Annotated in this window: 23 protein-coding genes and 1 pseudogene; 11 read left to right on the forward strand and 13 right to left on the reverse strand. The window is 73.8% G+C overall.

The window, feature by feature from the left end:
* Window positions 1-176 precede the first annotated feature (176 nt).
* Window positions 177-974 (forward strand): inositol monophosphatase family protein, encoded by a 798-nt coding sequence (locus tag ACIPLC_RS14860; RefSeq protein ID WP_400473390.1) that lies wholly within the window; start codon window positions 177-179, stop codon window positions 972-974.
* A 151-nt stretch (window positions 975-1,125) separates the two neighbouring features.
* Here ACIPLC_RS14860 and ACIPLC_RS14865 read toward each other — a convergent pair whose 3' ends face one another.
* The 4 genes from ACIPLC_RS14865 to ACIPLC_RS14880 all read right to left on the reverse strand — a co-directional run bounded on the left by ACIPLC_RS14865 (window position 1,126) and on the right by ACIPLC_RS14880 (window position 6,965).
* Window positions 1,126-2,589, reverse strand: a complete 1,464-nt coding sequence (locus tag ACIPLC_RS14865) for a pyridoxal phosphate-dependent decarboxylase family protein (protein WP_400473361.1) — start codon at window positions 2,587-2,589, stop codon at window positions 1,126-1,128.
* A 143-nt stretch (window positions 2,590-2,732) separates the two neighbouring features.
* Complete coding sequence (locus tag ACIPLC_RS14870; protein ID WP_400473362.1) at window positions 2,733-4,256, reverse strand: diaminobutyrate--2-oxoglutarate transaminase; 1,524 nt, start codon at window positions 4,254-4,256, stop codon at window positions 2,733-2,735.
* Between the two features lie 169 nt (window positions 4,257-4,425).
* Window positions 4,426-5,166 (reverse strand): response regulator, encoded by a 741-nt coding sequence (locus tag ACIPLC_RS14875; protein ID WP_400473363.1) that lies wholly within the window; start codon window positions 5,164-5,166, stop codon window positions 4,426-4,428.
* Window positions 5,163-6,965 (reverse strand): ATP-binding protein, encoded by a 1,803-nt coding sequence (locus ACIPLC_RS14880; RefSeq protein ID WP_400473364.1) that lies wholly within the window; start codon window positions 6,963-6,965, stop codon window positions 5,163-5,165. The genes ACIPLC_RS14875 and ACIPLC_RS14880 overlap by 4 nt, the downstream gene beginning before the upstream one ends.
* 244 nt (window positions 6,966-7,209) lie before the next feature.
* On the opposite strand from ACIPLC_RS14880, the gene ACIPLC_RS14885 reads away from it, so the two are divergent.
* Window positions 7,210-8,613, forward strand: coding sequence for a cation:dicarboxylate symporter family transporter (locus ACIPLC_RS14885; protein WP_400473365.1), 1,404 nt, complete (start codon window positions 7,210-7,212; stop codon window positions 8,611-8,613).
* Window positions 8,614-8,730: 117 nt separating this feature from the next.
* On the opposite strand, the gene ACIPLC_RS14890 is transcribed toward ACIPLC_RS14885, so the two are convergent.
* Together ACIPLC_RS14890 and ACIPLC_RS14895 are read right to left on the reverse strand one after the other, a co-directional pair.
* Complete coding sequence (locus ACIPLC_RS14890) at window positions 8,731-9,696, reverse strand: hypothetical protein (protein WP_400473366.1); 966 nt, start codon at window positions 9,694-9,696, stop codon at window positions 8,731-8,733.
* 45 nt (window positions 9,697-9,741) lie between these two features.
* Window positions 9,742-10,566 (reverse strand): RNA polymerase sigma factor, encoded by an 825-nt coding sequence (locus ACIPLC_RS14895; RefSeq protein ID WP_400473367.1) that lies wholly within the window; start codon window positions 10,564-10,566, stop codon window positions 9,742-9,744.
* A 153-nt stretch (window positions 10,567-10,719) separates the two neighbouring features.
* Between ACIPLC_RS14895 and ACIPLC_RS14900 the strand changes: the two genes are divergently transcribed.
* A complete protein-coding gene (locus tag ACIPLC_RS14900; RefSeq protein ID WP_400473368.1) occupies window positions 10,720-11,100 on the forward strand; it encodes a hypothetical protein in 381 nt (126 codons plus the stop codon).
* A 178-nt stretch (window positions 11,101-11,278) separates the two neighbouring features.
* On the opposite strand, the gene ACIPLC_RS14905 is transcribed toward ACIPLC_RS14900, so the two are convergent.
* Together ACIPLC_RS14905 and ACIPLC_RS14910 are read right to left on the reverse strand one after the other, a co-directional pair.
* Entirely contained in the window at window positions 11,279-12,664 is a 1,386-nt protein-coding gene (locus tag ACIPLC_RS14905) for a cytochrome P450 (protein ID WP_400473369.1), read from the reverse strand.
* A gap of 168 nt (window positions 12,665-12,832) precedes the next feature.
* Window positions 12,833-13,900, reverse strand: a complete 1,068-nt coding sequence (locus ACIPLC_RS14910) for an RNA ligase (ATP) (protein ID WP_400473370.1) — start codon at window positions 13,898-13,900, stop codon at window positions 12,833-12,835.
* Window positions 13,901-14,283: 383 nt separating this feature from the next.
* Here ACIPLC_RS14910 and modA point away from each other — a divergent pair, with 383 nt between their 5' ends.
* The 3 genes from modA (at window position 14,284) to ACIPLC_RS14925 (ending at window position 17,214) form a co-directional block, all read left to right on the forward strand.
* Window positions 14,284-15,174 (forward strand): molybdate ABC transporter substrate-binding protein, encoded by an 891-nt coding sequence (gene modA / locus ACIPLC_RS14915; RefSeq protein ID WP_400473371.1) that lies wholly within the window; start codon window positions 14,284-14,286, stop codon window positions 15,172-15,174.
* Window positions 15,175-15,215: 41 nt separating this feature from the next.
* Window positions 15,216-16,037, forward strand: a complete 822-nt coding sequence (locus ACIPLC_RS14920; RefSeq protein ID WP_400473391.1) for an ABC transporter permease — start codon at window positions 15,216-15,218, stop codon at window positions 16,035-16,037.
* A 73-nt stretch (window positions 16,038-16,110) separates the two neighbouring features.
* Window positions 16,111-17,214: an ABC transporter ATP-binding protein gene (locus ACIPLC_RS14925; protein ID WP_400473372.1), complete on the forward strand. Its 1,104-nt coding sequence runs from the start codon at window positions 16,111-16,113 to the stop codon at window positions 17,212-17,214.
* Between the two features lie 142 nt (window positions 17,215-17,356).
* On the opposite strand, the gene ACIPLC_RS14930 is transcribed toward ACIPLC_RS14925, so the two are convergent.
* Together ACIPLC_RS14930 and ACIPLC_RS14935 are read right to left on the reverse strand one after the other, a co-directional pair.
* Window positions 17,357-18,016 (reverse strand): response regulator, encoded by a 660-nt coding sequence (locus ACIPLC_RS14930; protein ID WP_400473392.1) that lies wholly within the window; start codon window positions 18,014-18,016, stop codon window positions 17,357-17,359.
* A 44-nt stretch (window positions 18,017-18,060) separates the two neighbouring features.
* Complete coding sequence (locus tag ACIPLC_RS14935) at window positions 18,061-19,266, reverse strand: sensor histidine kinase (RefSeq protein ID WP_400473373.1); 1,206 nt, start codon at window positions 19,264-19,266, stop codon at window positions 18,061-18,063.
* A gap of 179 nt (window positions 19,267-19,445) precedes the next feature.
* Between ACIPLC_RS14935 and ACIPLC_RS14940 the strand changes: the two genes are divergently transcribed.
* The 3 genes from ACIPLC_RS14940 to ACIPLC_RS14950 are packed head-to-tail and all read left to right on the forward strand — an operon-like array spanning window position 19,446 to window position 21,906.
* Entirely contained in the window at window positions 19,446-20,384 is a 939-nt protein-coding gene (locus tag ACIPLC_RS14940) for an ABC transporter ATP-binding protein (protein WP_400473374.1), read from the forward strand.
* Complete coding sequence (locus ACIPLC_RS14945) at window positions 20,381-21,136, forward strand: hypothetical protein (protein ID WP_400473375.1); 756 nt, start codon at window positions 20,381-20,383, stop codon at window positions 21,134-21,136. Before ACIPLC_RS14940 ends, ACIPLC_RS14945 begins: the two co-directional genes overlap by 4 nt.
* Before the next feature lie 23 nt (window positions 21,137-21,159).
* Window positions 21,160-21,906 carry a hypothetical protein gene (locus ACIPLC_RS14950; protein WP_400473376.1) on the forward strand — a complete coding sequence of 249 codons (747 nt, stop codon included), beginning with the start codon at window positions 21,160-21,162 and terminating at the stop codon, window positions 21,904-21,906.
* Between the two features lie 114 nt (window positions 21,907-22,020).
* Here the strand turns inward: ACIPLC_RS14950 and ACIPLC_RS14955 are convergent, their stop codons facing one another.
* From ACIPLC_RS14955 to ACIPLC_RS14965, 3 genes are all read right to left on the reverse strand, one after another.
* Entirely contained in the window at window positions 22,021-22,785 is a 765-nt protein-coding gene (locus tag ACIPLC_RS14955) for an aminoacyl-tRNA hydrolase (protein ID WP_400473377.1), read from the reverse strand.
* Between the two features lie 183 nt (window positions 22,786-22,968).
* Window positions 22,969-23,445, reverse strand: coding sequence for a hypothetical protein (locus ACIPLC_RS14960; protein ID WP_400473378.1), 477 nt, complete (start codon window positions 23,443-23,445; stop codon window positions 22,969-22,971).
* Window positions 23,446-23,655: 210 nt separating this feature from the next.
* The gene (locus tag ACIPLC_RS14965; protein ID WP_400473379.1) at window positions 23,656-24,588 is read right to left on the reverse strand and encodes a hypothetical protein; all 933 of its coding nucleotides are present in this window, start codon (window positions 24,586-24,588) and stop codon (window positions 23,656-23,658) included.
* 124 nt (window positions 24,589-24,712) lie between these two features.
* Between ACIPLC_RS14965 and ACIPLC_RS14970 the strand changes: the two genes are divergently transcribed.
* The gene (locus ACIPLC_RS14970) at window positions 24,713-25,084 is read left to right on the forward strand and encodes a YbjQ family protein (protein WP_400473380.1); all 372 of its coding nucleotides are present in this window, start codon (window positions 24,713-24,715) and stop codon (window positions 25,082-25,084) included.
* A gap of 87 nt (window positions 25,085-25,171) precedes the next feature.
* Window positions 25,172-25,720, forward strand: a pseudogene (locus ACIPLC_RS14975) (NAD(P)-binding domain-containing protein); the annotation flags it as partial.
* Between the last annotated feature and the right edge of the window lie 92 nt (window positions 25,721-25,812).

Below are 25,812 nucleotides of genomic sequence, written 5' to 3' on the forward strand. Positions count from 1 at the left end.
AGATTTCGAAAGTTGTCATCTGTTATCTGTTCGCCGTTCCCCGTTCGCACCCCTCCGCCCGCCATACCGCGCCCCCGGACCCACCTGTGGGCCCCACCCGCCCCAGGGGTCGCCACAGGTCACCTCCGCACACTCGTGCGACAGTGGTAGCCAGCGAAGGGAGCGCGAACGTGCTGATGGACAAGGTGGCGGAGATACTCGTCGAGGCGTCGGCCGAGGCGGTGGAGCCGCGCTTCCGGGCGCTGGCCGCCGGCGAGGTGATGGAGAAGGCACCCGGCGAGGTCGTGACGGTCGCCGACCGCGAGGCCGAGGTGATCATCGCCCGCCGCCTGCGCGAGCTGCTGCCCGTCCCCGTGGTCGGCGAGGAGGCGGTCTCCGCCGACCCCGAACTCGCCCAGGCCCTCCACGACGAGCCCGCCGCCTGGCTGGTCGACCCGGTCGACGGCACCGCCAACTTCGTCGCCGGCCGCCCCGAGTACGCCGTGATGTGCTCACTCGTCCGCGGCGGAGAGACCGTCGCCTCCTGGATCTGGCAGCCCGCCACCGCCACCGCCTACCGCGCCGAACTGGGCTCCGGAGCCTGGCGCGACGGCGTGCGCCTGACCCGGCCGCCGGCGCCGCACGACGCCGCGAAGCTGCGCGGATCCGTGAAGAGCCGCTACCTCGACCCGGAACACCGTCGGCGCCTGCAGGCCAACGAGTCGGCCTTCGGCGAGGTCTCCCCCGGTCGGCACGCCGCCGGAATCGAGTACCCGGACCTCGTCGAGGGCCGCTTCGACTTCCTCCTCTACTGGCGCACCCTCCCGTGGGACCACGCCCCCGGTTCCCTGCTCGTCACCGAGGCCGGCGGCGTGTCCGCCCGACTGGACGGCACCCCCTACCGCCCCGAGGCTCCCGGCTGCGAGAACGGCCTGCTGGTCGCCGCCGATCCGGAGACCTGGGAGCTCACCCGCACCATCCTCCTGAGCGACTGACCGCGACCGCCGGCACCGCCCCCAACCCCGTTCCCGCGGCAGCCGTGGTCATTCGGTGGCGGCCATGGATCGACCGTCCTGACCCACGGTCTCGAACGGGGACCGCCCGATGCCGGGCGGCCAGCGACGGCCGGTTTCACGCAGCTCGGCCCTAGCCGGCCCGGTCCCCCGCAACCTTCCGGCCGGCGCTCACCACCTCGCGCAGCAGTGCGCAGACCTCCCCCGCCGTGGCGTGCGGGTTGAGCAGGGTGAGCTTGAGCCGCACCCGGCCGGGCCCCTCGCCCGGGAGTTCGGTCCGCCCGATCACCGCCCGCCCGGTGCGCAGCAGCAACCGGCGCAGGCTGCCGTTGAGTTCGTCGACGGCGGCCTCGTCGGTCAGGCCCGGCGGCCGGTAGCGGAACAGCAGGACGGTCAACGCGGGTTCGGCGTGGAGTTCGAGTGACGGTTCGGCGCGGACGGCCTCGGCGGCGGACCGGGCGAGTTCGTGGCAGGCGTCGACGAGCCGGCCGAGCCCGTCGCGACCGAGGGTGCGCAGCGTGACGGCGAGTTTGAAGGCGTCGGCCCGCCGGGTGGTGCGCAGGGAGCGGCCGAGCAGGCTGGGGTAGCCGGCCTGCTCGTCGTCGACGGGGTTGAGGTACTCGGCGCGGCGGGCGAGCGAGACGTAGGTCTCGGTGCGGCGGACCAGGAAGATGCCGGCGGCCGCGGGCTGCCAGCCGAGTTTGTGCCAGTCGAGGGAGACGGAGTCGGCACGGTCGATGCCGTCGAGGAGCGGGGCGAGCCGGTCGGAGAGCAGGGCGCCGCCACCGTACGCGGCGTCGACGTGCAGCCAGGCGCCGTAGCGGCCGGCCAGGTCGGCGGCTACGTGCAGCGGGTCGACGCCACCGGTGTCGGTGGTGCCGGCGGTGGCGACGATGGCGATCGGGGTGCGTCCGGCCCAGCTGACCTCGGCCAGGGTCCGCTCCAACTCCTTTGGTTCCATCCGGAGTTGCCGGTCGACCGGGACGGTGGTGACGGCACGCTCGCCGAGCCCGAGCAGGGCGGCGGCGCGCTGGACGGAGAAGTGCGCGGCCTCCGACGCGACGATGCACGGCCGGACTCCGGCCGGGATGCCGTCCAACTCGACGATGCCGTCCAGCTTCTGGTCCCGCGCCAGCATCAGGCCCATGAAGTTGGACTCGGTGCCGCCGGAGGTGAGGACGCCGGCGGCTCGGGCCGGGTCGTAGCCGACCAGGGAGGCGAGTTCGGCGAGGAGCGCGGTCTCCAGGGCGGTGGCGGCGGGGGCCTGGTCCCAGGAGTCCTGGGAGGGGTTGAGGGCACTGACCGCGAGGTCGGCGGCGGCGGCCACGGCGAGCGGCGGGCAGTGCAGGTGGGCGGCGCAGGCCGGGTCGGCGGGGTCGGCGGCGCCGTAGGCGAGGAGTTCGGTGAGGCGGGCGAGCGCGCCGGGTCCGTGGGCGCCGGCCAGGCCGTCGGCGACCAGCGCGCCGAGCTCGGCCGGACTGCCTGCGGGCAGCGGCCCGCCGCGCAGGGCGATGCCGTGGTCGAGCGCGTCGAGGACGGTGGCCAGCAGCGGCCCGAGCGCTCCGGGGCCGCCGACGCCGCCCGCGAGGGCGTCCAACGGGGCGGGCCCGCCGGGCAGTCCGACGACGGCGCCGGACCCCCCACCGGAACCCGCATCGGAACCGCCTCCGGCTCCGGAGTGGGCGCCCGAGCCGTCTCCCGGACCACCTCCCGAACCACCACCGCCTCCTCGCCCCGCGCTCATTCGGCGCCCCGAGCCCCGGGACCCGCAGGAGCCCCGGGACCCGCAGGACCCGCAGGACCCGCAGGACCCGCCGCAGCGGCGGAATCGACGGCCGCCGCTGCCGCGATCGCGTCCGCGAGCCGGTCGAACACCGCGGCGACCTGCTCGTCGGTGATGGTGAGCGGCGGCAGCAGCCGCAGCACCGCGTCGTGGCGCCCGCCGAGTTCGACGATCAGCCCGCGCGCCAGGCAGGCCTCCCGGACCCGGAGGGCGAGCGCCGGATCGGCCGGGCGGGCCCCGCAGGCGTCCGGTTCGGCGGCGGGGTCGACGAGTTCGACGCCGAGCATCAGGCCGCGCCCGCGTACGTCGCCGATCACCGGCAGTTCGGCGGCGAGCGCGCGCAGCCGCGCGGTCATCCGTTCGCCGACGACGGCGGCGCGCTCGGCCAGCCCGTGGGCGGCGACGTGGCGCAGGGTGGCGGCGCCGGCGGCCATGGCGAGGGTGTTGCCGCGGAAGGTGCCGGTGTGGGCGCCGGGGCGCCAGCCGTCGTAGTCCTCCCGGTAGACGACGACGGCGAGCGGCAGGCTGCCGCCGATGGCCTTGGAGAGCACCATGGCGTCCGGGACGATGCCGCTGTGCTCGACGGCCCACATCGCGCCGGTGCGCCCGACGCCGGTCTGCACCTCGTCGACGATCAGCGGGATGCCCCGTTCCGCGGTGATCCGGCGCATCTCGCGCAGCCAGCCGTCGGGCGCGGGGACGACGCCGCCCTCGCCCTGTACGGCCTCCAGGATCATCGCGGCGGGCGGGACGACCCCGCCCGAGGGGTCGTCCAGCAGCCGTTCGACATAGGTCGCGGCGAGGTCGGCGCCGGCCTCGCCGCCGACGCCGAACGGGCAGCGGTAGCCGTACGGGTAGGGCAGCCGGACGACCTCGCCGCCGCTCGGCAGCGGTTCCTTGACGGCGACGTTGCCGGTGAGCGCCAGGGCTCCGGCGGTCATGCCGTGGTAGGCGCCGGTGAAGGCGAGCGCGCCGGACCGGCCGGTGGCGGTCTGCATCAGTTTGAGCGCGGCCTCGACGGCGTCGGTGCCGGCGGGCCCGCAGAAGTGGATCCGGGCGCCGGCGGCGAAGTCGGCGGGCAGGCTTTCGAACAGGGCGCTGGTGAAGTCGTCCTTCTCGGCGGTGGCGAGGTCGAGCAGGTGCAGCGGGGCGCCGCTGTCGAGGGTGCGGCGGATCGCCTCCAGCACCACCGGGTGGTTGTGCCCGAGGGCGAGCGTCCCGGCGCCGGAGAGGCAGTCCAGGTAGCGCCGCCCGTCGGCGCCCTCGACGGTCATGCCGTGGGCCCGTACCGGGACGATCGGGAAGGACCGGGCGTACGTGCGGGCGGCGGACTCGCGTACGCGCTGGCGGCGCAGGATGGCCTCACCGGAGGCCGGGGCACCGGTGGTTCCAGCGACTCCGACAGCTCCAGCGACTCCAGAGGCACCGGCGGCTCCGGAAGGGGAGGCCGGGGCCTGGGCGGGGACGGCGGCGAGCGACAAGGCGAACCCCCATGAGAAGTTAGGTAAGCCTAACTTTACTGCTCCCGACCTGGCGGGATACTCCAGGGGCCCCCGGAACCACCCGAGTGAGTGAACCGCCCCCGGTCCTGCCAACGAGCGACCGGCGAAAAGGTCACGCCCTTCGACACCGACCCGGCGGGCGCGCTCCTCACCCCCGCCGCCCCACGGCCGCCCCGTCGCCCTTCCACCGGTAGCAGAGCTCCGGCCGCCCCACGCTCCCGTACTGCGGCTCCCGTACCGCCCGCCCGGTGTCGACGAGGTGTTCGAGGTAGCGGCGAGCGGTGATCCGGGAGACCCCGGCGGCGACGCCCGCGGCGGCGGCGGACAGACCCGTCGCGGTCTCGCGCAGCACGGAGGCGACGGTGTCCAGGGTGGGCGCGCTCAGTCCTTTGGGGAGGCTGCTGCGCTCGGGCGTGCGGAGCAGGGCGAACGCCTGGTCGACCTCGTCCTGCCCGGTCGCCTCGCCGGTGCGCCCGAGGCTGTCGCGGTAGCGGGCGTACCGTTCCAGGCGGTCGTGCAGGGCGGCGGCGCCGAATGGTTTCAGCAGGTACTGGACCACACCCGCCGACACGGCCTGCCGGACCATCGCCAGGTCACGGGCCGAGGTCACCGCGATGACGTCGGTGGTGTGGCCGACGGCGCGCAGCGAGCGGCACAGCTGGAGGCCGTGGCCGTCCGGCAGGTAGAGGTCGAGCAGGGTGAGGTCGACGGGCCTCCCGGCGGCGCGGGCGCGGTCCAGGAAACGCAGCGCGTCGGCGCAGCTGTGCACCGTCCCGGCGGCGTGGAAGCCGGGTTCGCGCTCGACGTAGAGGGTGTGCGCGGCGGCGGCCACGGGGTCGTCCTCGACGACCAGCACGGAGATCCCCGGCCCGGCGGTCACCTCGGTCATCGCGACGCCCCTTCCCGCCGACCCGGCCGGCCCGGCTGCCCCGGCCGCTCAGACCGGCCCGGCTGCCCCGGTTGCCCAGACCGCCCCGGTTGCCCCGGCTGCCGCTCGCCGGGTCGCGCGGGCAGCCCGGCGAGCGGCAGCCGGACGGTGAGCACCGCCCCCCGGTCGCGCCCGACCTCGACGCTGCCGCCGTTGCGCCGGGCGGCCTGGGCCACCAGCGCCAGACCGAGGCCGTGCCCGTGCCCGTCCTGCTTGGTGCTCCAGCCGCGCCGGAACACGTCCTCGACGGCGGCCGGGTCGATCCCCGCCCCGGTGTCGGCGACCCGCAGCAGCAGGCACTCGCCACCACCCTCCGAACCACCACCCTCCGAACCGCCGCCCCCGGCGTCGATCCGCGCGGTGACGGTGACCTCCGGCGGCACCGCGTTCTGCGCGACTCCGGCGATCGCGGCGTCCACGGCGTTGTCGATCAGGTTGCCGAGGACGGTGATCAGGTCCCGCGCGGAGAGCCCGGGCGGCAGCACCCCGTCGTCGATCCGGCTGTCGTCGGTGAGGGTCAACTCCACTCCCCGCTCGGCTGCTTGGGCCGCCTTGCCGAGCAGCAGCGCGGCCAGCACCGGTTCGCCGACCGCCGCGACCACCCGGTCGGTGAGCTGCTGCGCGAGCGCGAGCTCGGCGGTGGCGAACTCCACCGCCTGTTCGTGGCGGCCGAGTTCGACCAGGGAGACGACGGCGTGCAAGCGGTTGGCCGCCTCGTGCGCCTGCGCCCCGAGGGCCTCGGTGAAGCCCCGCACGGAGTCCAACTCACCGCTGAGTGACTGCAGTTCGGTGTGATCGCGCAGGGTGACGACCCGGCCGAGGCCGGTGCCGATGGTGGAGGTGTTGAGCACCACCACCCGCTCGGCGGTCAGGTGCACCTCGTCCCGGACCGGCTCGTCGCCGAGCACGGCCGCGACCAGCGCTTGCGGCAGCCCCAGCTCCACGATCGGTCGGCCCTCCAAGTCACCGGCCAGTCCGAGCAGTTCACGGGCCGCGTCGTTGCACAGCACCACCCGGTGTGCACGGTCCAGCAGGACCAGCCCCTCGCGCACCGAGTGCAGGGTCGCCTGGTGGTACTCGTAGAGGTGACTGAGTTCGGCCGGCCCCATGCCGTGGGTGTGCCGCCGCAGCCGGGAGTTGGCGAGGTAGGTGCCCACACCGCCGACCGCGAGCGCGGCCACCGCCACCCCGACCAGGGCGAGCAGCGGGCCGCTCAGCTGCTCGGAGATGGACTCCACCGTGAGGCCCGCGCTGACCAGCGCGATCACCTGGCGCCGGTCGTCCAGTACCGGCGTGACCACCCGCACGGACGGTCCGAGCGTGCCGGTGTAGGTCTCGCTGCGGGTCTCCCCCGCGAGCGCCCAGTCGATGTGCCCGAGGAAGCGCTTGCCGATCTGCTCGGGCAGCGGGTGGGTCCAGCGCACGCCCTCGGTGTCCATGACGGTGATGAAGGAGACGCCGGTGTCCACCCGCACCTGCTCGACGTACGGCTGGAGCACCGCCGTCGGGTCCGGCGCGGTGACGGCGGCACGGACGGACGGCGAGTCGGCGACGGCGTGGGCGACGGCCGTGACCTGGCGGCGCGCCGCGTCCTCGGCGCGGTCGGCGGTGAAGAGGTACGCGAGCACCGCGCCGCCCGCCACCACGGCGGCGACGATGACCACCTGGACGACGAAGAGCTGCCCGGCCAGGCTGCGGACCAGCCCACGGGGTGCCGGGAGCCGTCGGCGCGAGGGCGTGGGGGCGGTGCGCACGGACATGCCTGCCAGTGTGCACCACGCCCCCGAGGTCCCCCAGGGGCCCGCTATCGGTCAGCAGCCAGTCGACGGGCTGTCGACGGTCGGGCGACGGTCGGGCGACGGCCTGCCGACGGTCGGGCGACTCCCGGCTGCGCCCGTTCGTGAACTCTATGAACGCAAACGTGACCTCCGTCACGCTCAGGCCCGATAGTCAGAGCGGCCCACCACCCGGGGCCGCCAGGACCGCACGGCGAAGGAGCCGCAGATGTCGATCGTTGGAGCCGCACCGGCGGGAGGGTCCAGACGCAGGGACCGGACCCACTACCTCTACCTCGCCGTCATCGCCGCCGTGGTCGCGGGCATCGTGGTCGGGCTGGCCGCCCCCGGCTTCGCCGTGGAGCTGAAGCCGGTCGGCACCGGCTTCGTCAACCTGATCAAGATGATGATCAGCCCGGTGATCTTCTGCACCATCGTGCTCGGCATCGGCTCGGTGACCAAGGCCGCCAAGGTCGGCAAGGTCGGCGGCCTCGCCCTCGGCTACTTCCTCGTCATGTCGACCGTCGCGCTGGCCATCGGCCTGGCCGTCGGCAACCTGCTGGAGCCCGGCGGCGGCCTGCACCTGACCGCCGCGCTCGCGAAGTCCGGCCACGCCCAGGCCGTCGCCGGCGGGGCCCAGTCGACGACCGACTTCCTGCTCGGGATGATCCCCACCACCATGTTCTCGGCCCTCACCGAGGGCAAGGTGCTGCAGACCCTGCTGGTCGCGCTGCTCGCCGGCTTCGCCTTGCAGGCGATGGGCCCGGCCGGCGCCCCGGTGCTGCGCGGGGTCGAGCACGTGCAGCGGCTGGTCTTCCGGGTCATGTCGATGATCATGTGGGTCGCGCCGATCGGCGCCTTCGGGGCGATGGCCGCCGTCGTCGGGGCGACCGGCACGGCCGCGCTGAAGAGCCTCGCGGTCATCATGATCGGCTTCTACGCGACCTGCGTGCTGTTCGTCGTCGTGGTGCTGGGCGCGCTGCTGCGGCTGGTCGCCGGCGTCAACGTGTTCGCGCTGCTGCGCTACCTGGGCCGCGAGTTCCTGCTGATCCTCTCCACGTCCTCCTCCGAGAGCGCGCTGCCCCGCCTGATCGCCAAGATGGAGCACCTCGGCGTGAGCCGCCCCGTCGTCGGCATCACCGTGCCGACCGGCTACAGCTTCAACCTCGACGGCACCGCGATCTACCTCACCATGTCGTCGATCTTCATCTCCGAGGCGATGGACAAGCCGATGTCGATCGGCGAGCAGCTCTCGCTGCTGGTGTTCATGGTGATCGCGAGCAAGGGCGCGGCCGGCGTCACCGGCGCCGGGCTGGCCACCCTGGCCGGCGGACTGCAGTCGCACAAGCCGGCGCTGGTGGACGGGGTCGGCCTGATCGTCGGCATCGACCGCTTCATGTCCGAGGCCCGTGCGCTCACCAACTTCGCGGGCAACGCCGTCGCCACCGTCCTGATCGGGCACTGGACCGGCGAACTCGACGCGGACCGCGCCCAGCGGGTGCTGGCCGGCGAGCTGCCCTTCGACGAGCGGACCCTGGTCGACGCGCACGGCGGGCCGAGCGCGACCCCCGAGGCCGCCCCGGCGACTCCGGAGGCCGTCCCCGCCCAGGGCGGTGCGGCCGCGGCCGTCTGAGCGGCCCCTCATACGCCCCTGGTCCGGCGCCACCACCTCCCCCGGAAACGGCGCCGGACCAGGGGTCCCGCACATCCGGCGGGTTCGCCACAGGTCCGCACGGGGTCCCGCAGGTCCTCACAGGTCCTCGGAGCCGCTCACCGCCCAGGCCAGGCCGCAGGCCGGGTCCTCCAGCGCGACGTGCAGATGGCGCAGTCCGGCGGCCGGCTCGTGCCAGACGAAGCAGCGCATCCGGGCCACCAGCGCGTCGACCTCGGCCCGGTCGGGACCGGCCGCACCGTCCGCCCCGGCCATCGCGACCAGCGCCCGCCAGAGCGCCAGTCGTCCGTGCGCCGAGCCCTGCCAGCGGTCCACGGCGGCCGCCTGCACCAACGCCGGGTAGACGAGCGCGAACGGCAGGTACCCCCCGGCGACCCTGGCACTACGAGCCAGTTGGGCGGCCGCCTGCGGCGCCGGGCCCCGGACGCAGACCACCTCCGCCCAGTCCGCCAGCGCGGCCAGCGCCCGGGTCGCCCGCTGCCCGCCCAGCCGCACGCCCGGCGTGGGCAGCGCCACCTCGCCCAGCCCCTCCCGGCTGGCCGGCAGGGTCAGCAGCGCGCTGCGCGCGCCCCCGCAGGGCAGGTACTGGCGCACGCGCGCCCCCTCGTCCCACCCGGCCGTCTCCCACGGTGCCAGCAGCAACGGCACGCCCTCCGGGTCGGGTTCGGCCCCGTACGAGAGGTCCTCGCCGAGCAGCACCCGGGTCTGCGCGACCAGTCGGCGCACCGGGGCCGGGACGAGCAGCGGGGCCAGTCGCAGCCAGGAATGCCGGGTCGCCAGCACCTCCCAGAGCGGACCGGCGTCATGGTCGGCGACCCCGGCGACCGTCCCCGGGCCGCCGTCCCGGTCGAACAGCCGGACGGCCAGCTCCGGCGGCGCCGAGTAGGCGATCAGGTGGCCGAGCGGCGCGGTCAGCGCCGCCGCGGGCTCCTCCCCGGCACGCTCCACGGCTGCCGCCCGACCCTGCCGGTAGGCGGCCAGCAGTTCGGGCCAGCGGCCGTCGTCGGCCAGGGCGCGGAGGCGGTGGTCCTCGTACGTGATCACGATTTTCAGCGTACGGGCCGGGGCGGCGCATCAGCTGACTTCCCGTCAGCTCGGTGCGTCGGGAGCCGCTTCGGGCTCCGCCTCAGGCCCTGCGCCGGGCCTTGCACTGGGCGTTGCGCCGGGCTCCGCTTCGGGAGCGGGCCCCGGCCAGTGGCCCCGTTCGCAATCCCGCCCTCCGTCCCGATCCCGCTCGCGTTCTCGCCCGTGCTCTCGCTCCCGTTCGAGGACCGCGCGCAGCCTCCCATGGGCGCGGCGGCGGGTGACGGCCAGGGTGCTGCGGTGCAGGCCCAGCAGTTCGGCGGCCTCGTCGACGGTGTAACCGTCGAGGTCCACCAGCACCACCACCCGGGCCTGCTTCGCGGTCAGGCAGCCCAGCAGTCGGAGCACCTCCCAGCGCGCCTGCAGTTCGTCCATCCCGCCCGACAGCGAATCGACCGCCGCCCGGCCCCGCTCGCGCTCGGCCACCTCGGGCGGATCGGGCAACGCGACCCTCCGCCGCTCCCGGCGCCACTGGTCGCGCACGATGTTCGCCATCGTGGTGAACACGTAGGCATAGGGCTGTGGATGGCTCAGGAGCCGCTCCGGCCTGCGGGCGATCCGCAGATACGCGTCGTGCACCACGTCCCCGGCCGCGAGCCCGCCGACGAGCGACGCGGCCGCCCGGTGGAGCCTCGGCAGCATTTCCGTGAACACCCGGTTGAAATCGGCCGATTGACGATCGGCGAGACCCGGACCGAAGTCCTTCCCGCCGTCGCTCCCGCGTCCGCCGCCACACCGACCGCCGCATTCCGCCATGCCGTTCTCCCCGGAAATCGGCACCCCGAAAGCCCAGTTGGGCAGGTCACGACCCGTCGAGAAAGGTTGTGACACGGGTCACATCATAGGCCGTCGTCTCACTGCCCGCAGTCATTCGTGTGCAATACGTCATCAGCCGGACGGGGGCCCGGAATTCACCCGCTCCGTGGATCCGGACGGCCGGGGACGCATCACCCGATCAGCACCGTTGAGCGAGGAGAAACCGCCATGCGAGGTCACGTCGCCAGGAAGATCGCCACGTTCGGGGTGGCCGCCGCGGCCACCCTCTGCGTACTCGGGACCACCACTCTGCCCGCCGCCGCCGCGCCCACCGTCGCCGCCGCCGACCAGGCCATCTCCGCCGATGCCATCGGGGCCTCGCCCGAGGTGGCCGCCGCCTCCTACCACTGCGTCATCACCGCCAACTACGGGTGGCGCTGGGAGGGCTACTGCAACGTCTACTCGGGCGAGCTGCGCACCATCACCTACTGTGCCGACGGCACGCACACCACCGGCCTGTGGATCGGCGCCCGGTCCCAGGCCTGGGACGTCTGGGGCAACTGCCCGGGCTCCAGCTGGACCAAGGTCGTGTTCCAGAGCCGGGGCTGAGGCGCCGGCAGAGTCGATGGGGGCGCCGTCCCGCCGGGGCGGCACCCCCGCCGCACGCCCACGCCCCCGGGGGGGCCGGCCGGCCGTGCGCCCGGAGAGCAGCGAACAGATTTCAGCGAACAGATAACAGATTTCAAACTCTGTTATCTGTTCGCTGAACACTGAAGGTTGTCAGCCGTTACCCGGCGAGCCCCGCGGCTCCCCGCGCCGTCACCCGGATCCGCATCGGGCTCGCCGCGCGGAGCGTGATGCCCTGGGCGAGCGCCACCCGCTGATCCACCGCCTCCATCTCGAAGTCCCGCAGTAGCACGCCCAGGCTCAGCACCGATTCCAGCATCGAGAAGTGCTGCCCGATGCACGCCCGCGGACCGCCCCCGAACGGGTACCAGGCGTAGCGGTGCCGCTCCTTCTCCCGCTCGGGCAGGAAGCGGTCCGGGTCGAAGCGTTCCGGTTCCGGCCAGTGCGCCGGGTGCCGGTGGGTGACCAGCGGCGAGATGATGACCTGGGCGCCCGCCGGGATCACGTACCCGTCGATGACCGTCTGAGCGACCGCCCGCCGCCCGACCAGTGCCGCCGCCGGGTAGAGCCGCATCGCCTCCTTCAGCACCCGGGTGATGTACGGCAGCGCCTCCAGGTCGGCGGCGGTCGGCTCCCGGCCGGCCAGCACGGTCTCCGCCTCCTGCCGGGCGAGCTTTCGCTGCTCGGGGTGCTTGGCGAGCAGGTGCAGCGCGAAGGCCAACGAGGTGGCCGTGGTCTCGTGCCCCGCGAGCAGGAACACCAGGACCTGGTCCCGGAGTTCGGCCGGGTCGAGTTGCTCCCCGCCCTCGCCGCGGGCCCGTCCGAGCAGGGTGAGCAGGTCGTCCGCGTCCTCGTCCAGGTCGCCGCGCGCGGCCCGCTCGGCGATGATCCGGTCGCAGACCGCGTACAGGGCGCGCTGGGCCTCGGCGCCGCGCCGGTTCGAAGGGGTCGGCCAGGTGCGAGGGGTGCGGATCGCCGCGAAGCCGCGGTCCCAGACGTACTGGCCGAGCGCCGGAAAGCTGTGGTCCACCACCGCCACCGCCTCCTCGACGTCCGCGCCGAACAGGATCCGGGCGACGGCGCGCAGCGCGAACCGGGAGATCTCCTCCGCCGCGTCCACGACCCCGCCCGGGGTCACGTTCCACCGTTCGGTGAGCGCCCGTGCCTCCTGGGCGACGGCGCCCGCGTAGCCGTCCACCCGGCGGCGGGTGAACAGCGGCTGGACCAGCCGGCGTTGGCGCTGGTAGTCGCCGTCCTGGCTCGTCAACAGGCCGTTGCCGACGCTGGTCCGCAGCTCGTCGTAGAAGGCGTTCTCCTTGCGGAAGTTGGCGGCCTCGCTGCCCAGCACCTGGTGGACTCCTTCAGGGGAGAACACCCCGAAGAACTCGACCCGCAGCCCGGGCGGCCCCACCCGGAACCGGACCACGTCCCCGTGGTCCCGGTGAGCGGCGAGGTAGGTGCGCAGCGGGCGGCGGGTGAGATCGAACAGCGAACCGACCAGGGGGTTCCCGGCCGGTCCGGGCATGAGGGCGGTGGCGTTGGTCATCGACACTCCTTCCGCACAGGCGACCCACCAAGTTAACTGACGATCAATCACCTCCGGAAGGCGCGGAAGAGCGCGAAAAGGCGCGGGAGTGCGCGACGGGGGGCGGGACGGGCGGCGGGACGGGCGGCGGGACGGGAAGGGGCGGGAAGGGGCGGGAAGGGGCGCGGATCACTCGTACTCGGTGCCACCCTTGCGCGTCAGGTAGGCGTCGCCGACCACCTTGGCGATCGCCCGCCCGCCGACCACCGGGCTCCAGCGCTCCGTCACCGGCCGGACCACCACGCCTTCGCGCAGGTGGAGTTCACGCCCGGAGACGGTCTCCTTGCCCTGGGCGAAGGCCAGCACGGTCTCCGGGTCGAACGGCCCCCGCCACAGTTCGGGCACCAACGGCAGTTCACCGTCGAGCAGTTCGGCCGCGGAGTACCACGTCAGCTGCCCGTCCACCACGGCCGACACGTCGAACGCGGCGTACCCGGGCAGTTCGGCGCGGCCGGAGGCGCCGTACGTCAGGTCCTGTACCCCGGCGCCGAAGACCTCGCCGAAGACACCGACCCGCTCGGCGCCGAGCCGCTCGGCCAGTCGGGCCGCCACGGCCGGGAGGTCGTACGCGCGCACGGCCCGCCAGTACAGGTTGCGCTCGTCCTCGGCCAGTGAGAGCCCCTGCGCCCCGATGCCCTTGGACGACACCTGGACCTCGCCGGTGGCAGCGGTGTAGGTCATCAGGCAGCAGCTGCCGTGCAGCTTCTCGGTGAGCACCACCGGCTCGCCGGGCTCGAAGACGTCGGGGTAGCGCTTGAGGTTCTCGATGTCCACCCAGGGCAGCAGGTCGGGCGCGCTCAGCACGTCGCCGTTCATGGAGGTCGGCACCGGGGGCTGCCACTTGACGACTCCGAGCAGCTCGGCGAAGTCCTCGCCGCGCTCGGCGGCAGGCGCCAGGTCGGTGCCGGCGAGCGCGGCCGGCAGGCAGACGATGCCCTGGGACAGCTCGCCGCGCAGTCGGACGGCCTTCACCCGGTCGGACTTGCTACCGGCCAGCCTGCCCGTCAACCCCAGCTCCTCGATCAACTCCACCGGGAGGACGGACTGTTCGGGGATGTAGACGGCGTAGTCGCCGGTCCGGTACCTGCCCTTGGCGACCACCGCCCGGTAGAGGCCGACCTGCGCGAGCTCCAGGGCGTCGGCGTTCGGGTGCTCCAGGACGACCAGCTTCTCGGCGGTGACGCGCAACGTGGACATGGACGGACCCCTCCCCCTCTCCTGGGCCGTTCGGCCCGGGCGTTGTGTACGGACTGCTGTACGAATCACCCCCACCCTGTCCGCCCGACCGCCCCCCGCGCGACGTAATTTCCCCGGCACCGCCCCACGCCGCCCATGACACGGCCCATGACACCGGCCATCGCACCACCCACCACACCGGCCCCCGTACCAGTGCCACCCCCGGCACCGTCCGTGCACGTTTGAGCCTTCCCACAGCCGAGCGGACGCCCCCGCCACACCCGCCTGTGCGAAGCGACAGAGGATTTATCACTCGCATTTGCGGCACTATGATCACCATAATGGCCGCACCTGCGGCCTCACCCCGCGCCCCTTCCGGCGCGCGCCCTGGAGGGGAAGCCCCGATGAGCACCCGTACGACCACCCGCAGACTCGCCGTCGCCGCCGCGGCGGCCCTCGTCCTCAGCCTCGGGGCGACCGCCTGCGGCAGCGACGGCGGTGGCAAGTCCGGCGGCTCCTCCCCCGCTTCGACGGCCGGCTCCTCGGCCTCGACGGCGACAGGTTCCTCGACGGCGACCGGCTCCTCGACGGCGGCCGGTGGCGGCAGCGTCCCGAAGGCCACCGGCGACATCACCGTCTTCGCCGCCGCCTCGCTCAAGGAGACCTTCACCGACCTCGGCAAGAAGTTCGAGGCCGCGAACCCGGGCGCCAAGGTCAAGTTCAACTTCGGCGGCAGCTCCAGCCTCGCCACCAGCATCAACTCGGGCGCCCCGGCGGACGTGTTCGCCGCCGCCAGTCCGGCCACCATGAAGACCGTGACCGACGCGGGCGGCGCGAGCGGCGACCCGAAGACCTTCGTCAAGAACACGCTCACCATCGCCGTGCCCAAGGGCAACCCCAAGCACCTCGCGGGCCTGAACGACCTCACCGGCTCCGGTGTGAAGGTCGCGCTGTGCGCAAAGGAGGTGCCGTGCGGCGCCGCCGCCCTGACCGCGCTCAAGGCCGCCAACGTCAACCTCACCCCGGTCACCCTGGAGCAAGACGTCAAGGGCGCGCTCACCAAGGTCGAGCTCGGTGAGGTCGACGCCTCGCTCGTGTACAAGACCGACGTGAAGGCGGATGCTGGGAAGATCGACAGCGTGGACTTCCCCGAGGCCGACAAGGCCGTGAACGACTACCCGATCGCCGCGCTGGCCAAGGCCCCGAACAAGGACGGCGCCGCCGCCTTCGTCGCGTACATCCAGTCGCCCGAGGCCAAGCAGGTGCTCACCGCGGCGGGCTTCCAGGCGCCGTGAGCGACCGCACCACCGACCGCACCACCGACACCGGGCCCGGCGTGGCAGGAACGGCGAAGGCCCTGCCACGCCGGCGCCGGCGCCCGCACCGCGTCCCGGTCACGCTGCTGCTCCCGGCGCTGCTCGGGCTGGCGTTCCTGATCCTGCCGCTGGTCGGCCTGCTGGTCCGGGCGCCCTGGAGCGGCCTGTCCGACCAACTCACCAGCGCCGCCGTCTGGGACGCCCTGCGCCTGTCGCTGATCTGCGCGACGGCGGCCACGGCGGTCTCGCTGGTCCTCGGCGTCCCGCTGGCCTGGCTGCTCGCCCGCACCGAACTGCCGGGCCGGCGGGTCATCCGGGCCCTGGTCACCCTGCCGCTGGTGCTGCCGCCGGTGGTCGGCGGCGTGGCGCTGCTGCTGGTCCTCGGGCGGCGCGGCATCGTCGGTTCCTGGCTGGACTCGGCCTTCGGCATCACCCTGCCGTTCACCACGACCGGGGTCGTCATCGCCGAGGCGTTCGTGGCGATGCCGTTCCTGGTGATCAGCGTGGAGGGCGCGCTGCGCGCCGCCGACCCCCGCTACGAGGAGGCGGCCGCGACGCTGGGGGCTTCCCGGCTGACGGCGTTCCGCCGGGTGACCCTGCCGCTGATCGCTCCGGGGATCGCCGCCGGAGCGGTGCTCGCGTGGGCCCGGGCGCTCGGCGAGTTCGGCGCCACGATCACCTTCGCGGGCAACTTCCCCGGCCGCACCCAGACCATGCCGCTGGCCGTCTACCTCGCCATGGAGTCGGACCCGGAGGCGGCGATCGCGCTGTCGCTGGTCCTGCTGGTGGTCTCCGTCGCCGTCCTGGTCGGCCTGCGCGACCGCTGGATGTCGACCCCGTGACGGCCCGGCGAGCCCCGGCGGCGCTCGGCCGGAGCACGGCCACCGCCGCCCCGACCCCCTGGACACCGCCCCGATGAGCACCTCCCCCGCCACCCCCGTCACCGGTGCCACGGCGGCACCCGCGCCCGCCCTCGACGCCCGGCTGCGGGTGGAACGCACCGCGTTCACCCTCGACCTCGCCCTCACCGCCGCCCCCGGCGAGGTGATCGCGCTGCTCGGCCCGAACGGCGCCGGCAAGTCCACCGCCCTGCGCGCCCTCGCCGGGCTGCTCCCGCTCACCGGCGGCCACCTGCGCCTGGACGGACGCCTGTTGGAGGAGCCCGAGCAGCGTGTGCACACCCCCGCCGAGGAACGTCCCGTCGGCGTGGTGTTCCAGGACTACCTGCTCTTCCCGCACCTCAGCGCGCTCGACAACGTCGCCTTCGGCCCGCGCTGCCAGGGCCGCCCCAAGCGTGCCGCCCGGGCCGAGGCGGCCGGCTGGCTGGAGCGGATGGGCCTGGTCGACCACGCCTCCGTCCGCCCCGGCAGCCTCTCCGGCGGCCAGGCCCAGCGGGTGGCGCTGGCCCGGGCGCTGGCCGTCCGCCCCCGGCTGCTGCTGCTGGACGAGCCGCTGGCCGCCCTGGACGCCCGCACCCGGCTCGACGTACGCGCCCAACTGCGGCGCCACCTAAGCGAGTTCGAGGCCGTGGCGGTGCTGGTGACGCACGACCCGCTGGACGCGATGGTGCTCGCCGACCGGCTGGTGGTGATCGAGGGCGGGCACGAGGTGCAGTCCGGCAGCCCCGCGGAGGTCGCCCGGCGGCCGCGCACCGACTACATCGCGCGCCTGGTCGGACTGAACCTGTACCAGGGTGTGGCCGAGGGCCACCAGGTCACGCTCACGGCCGGCACGGTGCTGGCCACCACCGAGGAACTGTCCGGCCCGGCCTTCGTCGCCTTCCCGCCGTCCGCCGTGACCCTGCACCGCGAACGGCCGCAGTCCAGCGCGCGCAACGTGTGGAAGGCCGAGGTCACCGGCCTGGACCTGCACGGCGACCAGGTGCGCGCCGATCTCGCGGGTGAACTACCGATGGCCGCCGACCTCACCCCGGCCGCCGTCGCGGAGCTGGGGCTGGCGCCCGGATCCGAGGTCTGGGCCTCCGTCAAGGCCGCGCAGACCCACGCCTACCCGGCCTGACCCCGGCGCCGCGCCGGGCCTCCGGCAACCGCCCCGCCACTGCTCCGACCCGCAGCGCTACCTGGCCTCGGTGCGCCGCCCCCGTCCGCCGCTCCGCCCCCGTCCGCTACTCCGACGGCTCCGGCTACTCCGACTACTCCGGCTACTCCGACGGCTCGACGAAGCCGGACTCGTACGCGGCGATCACCGCCTGGGTGCGGTCCCGCGCGCCGAGCTTCGCCAGCACGCTGCTGACGTGGGTCTTCACCGTCTGCACGCCGAGGAACAGCCGCTCGGCGATCTCCCCGTTGCTGAGGCCGCGCGCGACCAGCCGCAGCACCTCCGTCTCGCGCTCCGTCAGCGCCGCCCGGTCCATGGTCGCGCGGGCGGCGGGATTGCCGTGGCCGGCCGCGAGGCGGCGGATCGTGGCCGGGAACAGCAACGACTCGCCCGCCGCCACCAGCCGTACCGCGTGCGCGATCTCGGCCGGCCGGGAGCGCTTCAGCAGGAAGCCGTCGGCGCCCGCTCGCAGCGCCTGGTAGACGTAGTCGTCGTTCTCGAAGGTGGTGACGACCAGGATCTTCGGTGGCTGCTCCCCCGACGCACCGGGACGCAGGAGCTCGCGGGTCGCCGCCAGGCCGTCCAGCACCGGCATCCGGACGTCCATCAGGACGACGCGCGGGCGCAGCGCGCGGGCCAGCGCCACCGCGTCGGCGCCGTCGGCGGCCTCGCCGACCACCCGTAGGTCCCCCTGCGCCTCCAGGACGGCCCGCATCCCGGCCCGGACCAGTTCCTCGTCGTCGGCGAGCAGGATGTCGATCATCCCGGCGGCGCCCCTCGCCGGACCGTCACCCACAAGATCGTTCGTCACGAGCCCAAGCGTAGGGGCAACCGGACGGCGAGCACCCACTCCCCGCCCCCGTCGCCCGACACCCCGGCGGTGGCCTCCCCGCCGAGCAGCGTGGCGCGCTCCCGGATGCCGCGCAGCCCCTTGCCGCCCCTGCCCGCCGCGCCGCCCGTGAGTCGCGCCGGTCCGGTGCCGCCGACCGCCGACCGATTGGCGCAGCGCAGCTCCAACTGCCCACCCTGAACGGCGATCCGGACGCTGACCGGCTCGCCGGGCGCATACTTGAGCGCGTTGGTGACGCCCTCCTGGACGATCCGGTAGGACTCGCGGGAGAGCACCCCGGGCAGTGCCCCCGCCGGCACCTCGATCCGTGCCTCGACCGGGCTCCCGGCCGCCCGGGCGGTGTCGAACAGCGCGGACAGTTGGTCGACGCCGGGGTGCTCGGTGGCCGTTCCGTCGCCGGCCGCGCCCTCGGGCGGCTCGCGGAGCAGGACGAGGGTGCGTTCGAGGTCCTCCATGGCCCGGCGGCCGGTCTCCTCGATGACTTCGAGCGCCTTGGCGGTGAATGCCTGGTCCCCGACCTCCCGCGCGGCGCCCGCCTGAAGGACCGTCACCGTCAGTGCGTGGCCGATGGAATCGTGCAGCTCACGGGCCAACCTGTTGCGCTCCAGCAGCCGTTCGGCCCGCAGCTCCGCCTCCGCCAGCCGCTCCACCGGGGACGGCCCCAGCAGCCTTACGACCATGGCGAGTTGGAGTCGGCCGGCGGACACCACCAGCCAACCGTAGCCGAGCACCAGCACCGGGGCGAGCGGGAGGTACCAGAACGAGTCCGGTCCGGTCAGCAGGTCGTAGCCGCTGGTGAGGCCGAAGGCCGTCGCGAACCCGACCACCGAACCGAGCACGACCCGCCCGATCAACCAGCCGGCGGTGCGCCGCCGATCCGCCCAACTGCGGGAGGACTCGGCGGCGATGTCCTCCTCGCGGTCGGGCAGCAGCAGCAGCCGCGCCTGCACCCCTTCGGCGCGCCGCGTCGCGGGGACGAGGGCGACCAGGGCGAGCAGGACGACATCCACCGCGACGCTCGCGACCACGATCTCGCCCAGGCCCTTGTGGTACGTCCCGGGATAGATCATCAGGACGACGCCCGCGAAGATCCACCCGATCAGCAGGTGCAGCAGGCGCGCGTACGTGGCGCCGGCCAGCAGCGGCGCGAGGATCCTGGGCATTCCGCCATCCTGCCAGGTCAGCGGTCGGCCCTGGATCCCCCGCCGGGCTGCCGCCGTCTCCCTCCCGGGAGGGAGACGGCTCCCGACCCCTGCGGGATCCGCCGATACGGCCCGCTCCGGTCGAATGTGACCACCAGCCGGACGACCCGGCGCCGGAGCACCGAGAGGGGAGCGCGGCCGTGATCGAGATCCAGGGCCTCACCAAGGAGTACGACGGTCGGCGCGTCGTCGACGACCTGTCCTTCGAGATCCGACCCGGCCTGGTGACGGGCTTCCTCGGCCCGAACGGCGCCGGCAAGAGCACCACCATGCGCCTGATCCTCGGCTTGGACCGCCCCACCGCCGGAAGCGCCCTGGTCGGCGGCCGCCGGTACACCGAACTCGCCCAGCCGCTACGGCAGGTGGGCGCCCTGCTGGACGCCCACGCGCTGCACGGCGGCCGCACCGCCGCCGGTCACCTGCGCTGGCTCGCGGCGAGCAACGGCCTGGCGCCGCGCCGGGTGGACGAGGTGCTCGCCCAGGTCGGCCTGACGGACGCCGCCGGGCGGCGGATCCGCGGCTTCTCCCTCGGCATGCGCCAGCGCCTCGGGGTGGCCGCCGCGCTGCTCGGCGACCCGCCGGTGCTACTGCTGGACGAACCGGTCAACGGCCTGGACCCGGAGGGCATCCGCTGGATCCGCAACCTGTTGCGCGAACTGGCCGCCGAGGGCAGGTCGGTGCTGGTGTCGTCCCATCTGATGACCGAAATGGCGCTCACCGCCGACCACTTGGTGGTCATCGGCCGCGGCCGGCTGCTCGCGGACGCCGCCACGGCCGAGTTCATCGACCAGCACGGCCGGACCAGGATCCGCGTCCGGGCCGTGAACCCGGCCAAACTGGCCGCCCTGTTCGGCGGCGACCTGCTCCGGCAGTCGGACGCCGCCGGCAACCTCGCCGCGACCCGGGCGGACGACGGCGCCTGGGAGGTGACCGGCGCCGAACCCGAGCAGATCGCCGCGCTCGCCGCCGCGCACGGCGTGGTCCTGTACGAGATCGCGGTCCAACAGGACTCGCTGGAGGAGGCGTTCATGCGGATGACCGCCGACAGCGTCGAGTACCGCGCCGAGACCACCGCATGAGCCCCGACTCGGCTTTCCGGTACCACCTGTGCGCCTTCAACGCCGAACGGATCAAGCTCACCACGCTCCAGTCCCTCTGGATCACCCCGCTGCTCGCCTTCGCGCTCACCGTGGGCACCACCACGGCGATCGGCGCGGCCCTCGGCGGCTCAGAGCACAACCTCACCGACGACCCGGGCGCGGGCGTCTTCTACGGGCTCAACTTCGGCCAGGCCGCACTGGTCTGCTTCGCGGTCCTGCTGATCGGCCAGGAGTTCAACACCCGCATGATCGACGTCTCGCTCACCGCCGTCCCCCGGCGCGGGCGGCTGTACGGCGCCAAGCTGACGCTCGGCGCGCTGGTCGGCCTCGGCGTCGGCGCGGCGGGCACGGCGGGCGCCTTCGCCGGGTACGCGGCCACCGTCCCCGGCGACTGGGACGGCCCCGCCTTCGCCCGCAGCGCCACCGCCGGCGTGCTCTACCCGGTGCTGCTGGTGGTGTTCTGCCTCGGGGCGACCGCGCTGCTCGGCAACCTCACCGCCGCCATGGGACTGCTGGTACCGGTCGTCTTCCTGCTCTCGCCGCTGCTCGGCGGCGTGGCCGGGGTGCGGCAGGTGGCCCAGTTCCTGCCCGACCGGGCCGGCCAGTACGCGCTGCACTACGCCGACGACCCGCAGGTCCCGTACGGGCACTGGACCGGACTACTGATCATGGCCCTGTGGGCCGGCGCCGCGGCCTACGGCGGCCTGCTCGCCCTGCGGCGCGCCAAGTGACCACGAACGAAGGGAAGATGACAATGAGCGCGGCCCACGCCCTGCGCGCCGAACGGATCAAGTTCACCACCCTGCCCTCCCAGTGGGCGGCCCCGCTGGTCGCCCTGGTCCTGACCGTCGGAGTCACCGCGGCCGTCAGCGCCGCCTCCGACCCGAAGAGCGTGAACCCCGGCGCGGACCCGGCCAACGGGATCTACTACGGGCTGCTCTTCGGCCACGTGGCCGTGGCCTGCCTCGGGATCCTGCTGATCGGGCAGGAGTTCAACACCCGCATGATCAGCACCTCGTTCATCGCCGTCCCCCGGCGCGCGCGGCTCTACGGCGCCAAGCTCGCGCTCGGCGCCGGGCTGGGCCTGCTGCTCGGGCTGGCGTCGACGGCGGGCTCGTTCCTGGCCGTCGACGCCACCGCCGGACTGGACTGGTCCACCCCCGGCCTGACCCGCAGCTTCGTGGCCGGCGTCCTCTACCACCCGCTGCTGGTACTGCTCTGCCTCGGACTGACCACGATGCTGGGCAACTTCAGCGCCGCGCTCGGTCTGCTCGGCCCGATGGTGTTCCTCGGCACCACCTGGCTGGCGGCCATCCCCGGCGTCCGCGAGGTCGGCCAGTTCCTGCCCGACCGGGCCGGCCTGTACGCGATGCACACCCAGACCGAGACCGGCATCCACTACGGGCACTGGACCGGGCTGCTGATCATGGCCCTCTGGACGGCCGCAGCCGCCTACGGCGGCCTGCGGGCGATCCGTCGGTACCAGACCTCCGGCGAGTAGCGGCCTGCAACGGACGGCGGGCGGGCAACAGATGACAACAAACAGATGACGGCGAACAGATAACAGATTTCGAAATCTGTTATCTGTTATCTGTTCGCCGTCATCTGTTACCCGTCAACCGCGCAGCGCCGGGTGGTCCGCGATCACCGTGCAGCTGCCCGGCGCGATCTCGGTGAAGCCCGCGTCCCGGACCAGCGGCAAACCGTTGGCGACCAGCCCCTCCCACACCTCCGCCGGGACCGTCCGCACCGCGAGCGCGAATCCGGACTCGGCCCACTCCTTGCGCTGCGCCTCGTCCAACCGCCACCACGCCAGCTGGGCGGCGTGGCCGGTCTGCGCCATCGCCTTGCCCGCGCTCATCTCCAGCTCCGGGTTGAGCCACAGCACCGGCAGTCCAGGCTCAGGAGCACCGATCTCGGCGGTCTCCTCCAGATCCGTCCCGGAGACCTGGGGATTCGGGTGGGGTACACCTTGGGGATCGTCGGTCAGCTCAAGCCCCGACACCTGGAGCTTGGCGAGATCCTTCGGCCAGCCGTCCAGCGGAACCGGCGGAAACACCCGCACCTCGGCCTCCCGCCCGCTCACCGTGATCCCCGGCAGCTCGCCCGCCCGGCGCCACTCCCCGCCCCGGGCCCGCCGGACCACCTTGCGGATCCGGGCGTCCTCCCAGGCCTCGACCCGCTCCGCCCACTCGCCGTCCACCTCGGTCACCCGCGGGTCGGACAGCAGGGTGAGCACCGCCCGGGCCGAGGTCTCCAGCGCGTCGGTCCGCCCGGGCGGCGTGGCCTTCTCCACCTGGACGACCAGCGGCAGCACGTACTGCGGCCGTGCGTCAGGGTCCGCCGGGGCCGAGGCGTCGTCGGCAGCGGAAACGGGCACCGGAACGGGAGCGGCAGCAGGAGCGAGAGCAGGGGCCGGGGTGTCGAACGGAGAAGTCACCCGTCCAGCATGCCAGCCCCGCCACCCCGGTGATCACGCGGTGCCGGGGGCCCCGCACGACCCCCGCCCCGAGCCGCCCCGGGCCGCCCCGTCTCCACTCCCTGCCCCTGCCAATCCCCCCGCTCAGCGCAACCGCTGCCGCAGTTCGTCGACGGCCGCCCGGATGCTCGCGCCGTAGACGTCCTCGGGGAGCGCATCCAGGCTGCGCACGGCGCGCTCCAGTTGCTCGCGCGCGAGGTCGGGCTTGCCGAGCTTGAGGTGGTCGGAGGCCAGGTTGAGGTGCAGTGAGGGGTAGAACGCGCGCACCTGGAGGGCGGACTCATAGGTCTGGGCGCGCTCGGCGGTGAGCGAGTCGGCGGCGGCCAGCGCCCGCTGGTCCCACTCCAGTTCGTCCTGCGGATCGTCCTGCAGGTCGGCCAGGTAGTGGGCGAGGACACAGCGGTGGAAGACGTCGCCCCGCTCGCCCAGCGCCGCCCAGAGCGTCTCGAAGCTGGCCCGCGCCTCGGCCGTCCGCCCGCGCTGGGCAGCCTGCACACCGTCCAGTCCGAGCGCGATCCGGGTGAGCAGCTGGTCGTCCCCGCCTGCCGAAGACCCGCGCACCCCGGCCGGACCACCCGCGCGGGCCGCCCCATCCGCCCCGTCCGGCCACCCGGATACCGCACGCACATCAGACGTATCGGACATGCCCGCAGCCTAGCCGCCCACCAGTCACAACGCCCGGAGAGCATCTCGAACCAACCTGAACCAGCTCGAACCAGCCTGAATCGGCCCAACCTGGCCCAACCCGGCCCGAACGGGCCCGACGACCGGTCAGCGCCGGTAGCCGCGCTGCGGGTCCCGCGCCTCCGCGTCCTCGTACGTCAGGAACCAGCCCTCCGGGTGCGTGGCCGCCAGCAGCACCTCGGTGCGCTGCTCGGCTCCCAGCTCCGGGTCGCCGTCGTCCGGTCCGTAGACGCCGAACAGCTCGTCGTGGCAGCCGTCCCAGTCGTAGTCGTACAGGTCGGCCGGCAGGTCGCCCATCATGTCGGCCACCGACTCGGGCTGCGCGCCGAGCAGGGCCCGGGCGTCGACCAGGGCCATCCGCAGTCCGATCTCCTCGGCCAGGCAGCGTGGCAGCGGCCATTCGCCGAGGGCGAGGTCGTCGGCGAGGTCGTCGAAGGCCCGGGCCATGGCACGGCGCCAGTTCCGGCGCAGCCGCCAGGTGCGCTGGGGCAGGCGGGCGTAGACCGACCAGTCGGCGTCCTCGCCGTCGACGACTGGGTCGTCACCGTGCTCGTCGAAGTCGTCGTAGGCCGCGTCGGCCAGGCCGATCAGCTGGGCGTGCAGGAGGCAGGCGGTGCGCGGGGTGAGGGTCCAGTCCGCACCCGCGCCGCCGTCCTCGTCCTCGTCGCCCTCCAGCGGGAACAGTTCGGCGAAGTCCGGCGCGAAGTCCTCGGTGACGCTGATCTCCAGCGTGCCGCCGATCGCCTCGACCCCGGGGATGGCGGCCACCAGCCGGTCCGGGTGCAGCAGCGCGCCGAGCGCCGCGTTGGCGTCCTCGGCGACCTCGCGCAGCAGTTCACGGCGCTGGCCGGCCGGGTCGACGCCTTCGAACACCAGCTCCTCGACGGCCCTGATCGCGGCGGCGCGCAGCGCCGGCCAGTCGGTGATCCGCAGGCCCAGCACCACCGTCGCCTCGATCTCCTGCGCGCCGGAGTCCTCCGCCGCGCCCGGCCCCTGTGGATGATCGCTTCGCTCGCCCATGGGGCTACGGTACGGCCTTTCGGTCGCCCGATCACCGGTCTGAGCCAGCTTCTGGACCCCTTCTCGGCCATCGCCCGGCCCCGCCTGGGTCACTCGGACGCACGACACGGGGCAGGATGGGCCCATGGCTGACATCAACGAGTACGGCGGCGGGCAGGGCCCGAACGCCGACGTCCTGGTCGTGACCACCAACGACATCCCCGGCTTCCGGGTCGATCATGTGATCGGCGAGGTCTTCGGGCTGACCGTGCGCAGCCGCCACCTCGGCAGCCAGATCGGCGCCGGGCTGAAGTCGCTGATCGGCGGCGAGCTGCGGGGCCTGACGAAGACCCTGGTCGAGAGCCGCAACGAGGCGATGCACCGTCTGATCGAGCAGACCAAGGCGCGCGGCGGAAACGCGGTGCTGATGATGCGCTTCGACGTGACGGAGGCGGCGGACGTCGGCACCGAGGTCTGCGCCTACGGCACGGCCGCGGTGATCTCCCCGGCCGTCTGACCCGGCACCCGCGCGGGGCGTCACATGGTGTGACGCAGGAGCGCGCGGGCACGGGAACACCCGCCGCACCCCCGATGTTTCACCGGCGTGACTGTTTACGGCGCAACCAACGGCGGGCAGCGGCGCGTGGACGTCCTGGTGGTGGGCGCCGGACAGGCCGGACTGTCCGCCGCCTACCACCTCAGCCGCCGCGGCTTCGCCCCCTCCCGGGCGGACGCCGACGGCGGCTTCGTCGTGCTCGACGCCAACCCCGCGCCGGGCGGCGCCTGGGCGCACCGCTCACCGTCCCTGCGGATGGCCACCGTGCACGGCTTCCACGACCTCCCGGACGCCGAACTCCCCGCGCCCGACCCCCAGGCCCCGGCGCGCGAGGTCGTGCCGGGGTACTTCGCGGCGTACGAGGCCCGGCACGCGCTCCCGGTCGTACGCCCCGTCGCCGTTCACGCGGTGCGCGCCGAGTCGGACCGCCCGGACTCCCGGCTGCTGGTCGAGACCGACCACGGCACCTGGTCCAGCCGCGCGCTGATCAACGCCACCGGCACCTGGACCCGCCCCTTCCTGCCCCACTACCCGGGCCACTTCGCCGGTCGCCAGCTGCACTACGCCGACTACCGCGGCCCCGGGGAGTTCGCCGGGACTATCACGATCTAGGTGTACGACACCCGGTTGGACTAGGTGTTGATCTTGCTGTCTGGCGTGGGCCGGGTGGCCTACGCCCGTCCGGCTGA

The sequence above is a fragment of the Kitasatospora sp. NPDC086801 genome, from assembly GCF_044745805.1.
Lineage (GTDB): Bacteria > Actinomycetota > Actinomycetes > Streptomycetales > Streptomycetaceae > Kitasatospora.

Coding starts and splice junctions, on each gene's coding strand:
- ACIPLC_RS14860 (WP_400473390.1), top strand. CDS start 177: ATGGACAAGGTGGCGGAGATACTCGTCGAGGCGTCGGCCGAGGCGGTG.
- ACIPLC_RS14875 (WP_400473363.1), bottom strand. CDS start 5,166: ATGACCGAGGTGACCGCCGGGCCGGGGATCTCCGTGCTGGTCGTCGAG.
- ACIPLC_RS14880 (WP_400473364.1), bottom strand. CDS start 6,965: ATGTCCGTGCGCACCGCCCCCACGCCCTCGCGCCGACGGCTCCCGGCA.
- ACIPLC_RS14885 (WP_400473365.1), top strand. CDS start 7,210: ATGTCGATCGTTGGAGCCGCACCGGCGGGAGGGTCCAGACGCAGGGAC.
- ACIPLC_RS14900 (WP_400473368.1), top strand. CDS start 10,720: ATGCGAGGTCACGTCGCCAGGAAGATCGCCACGTTCGGGGTGGCCGCC.
- ACIPLC_RS14905 (WP_400473369.1), bottom strand. CDS start 12,664: ATGACCAACGCCACCGCCCTCATGCCCGGACCGGCCGGGAACCCCCTG.
- ACIPLC_RS14910 (WP_400473370.1), bottom strand. CDS start 13,900: ATGTCCACGTTGCGCGTCACCGCCGAGAAGCTGGTCGTCCTGGAGCAC.
- modA (WP_400473371.1), top strand. CDS start 14,284: ATGAGCACCCGTACGACCACCCGCAGACTCGCCGTCGCCGCCGCGGCG.
- ACIPLC_RS14925 (WP_400473372.1), top strand. CDS start 16,111: ATGAGCACCTCCCCCGCCACCCCCGTCACCGGTGCCACGGCGGCACCC.
- ACIPLC_RS14930 (WP_400473392.1), bottom strand. CDS start 18,016: ATGATCGACATCCTGCTCGCCGACGACGAGGAACTGGTCCGGGCCGGG.
- ACIPLC_RS14935 (WP_400473373.1), bottom strand. CDS start 19,266: ATGCCCAGGATCCTCGCGCCGCTGCTGGCCGGCGCCACGTACGCGCGC.
- ACIPLC_RS14945 (WP_400473375.1), top strand. CDS start 20,381: ATGAGCCCCGACTCGGCTTTCCGGTACCACCTGTGCGCCTTCAACGCC.
- ACIPLC_RS14950 (WP_400473376.1), top strand. CDS start 21,160: ATGAGCGCGGCCCACGCCCTGCGCGCCGAACGGATCAAGTTCACCACC.
- ACIPLC_RS14965 (WP_400473379.1), bottom strand. CDS start 24,588: ATGGGCGAGCGAAGCGATCATCCACAGGGGCCGGGCGCGGCGGAGGAC.
- ACIPLC_RS14970 (WP_400473380.1), top strand. CDS start 24,713: ATGGCTGACATCAACGAGTACGGCGGCGGGCAGGGCCCGAACGCCGAC.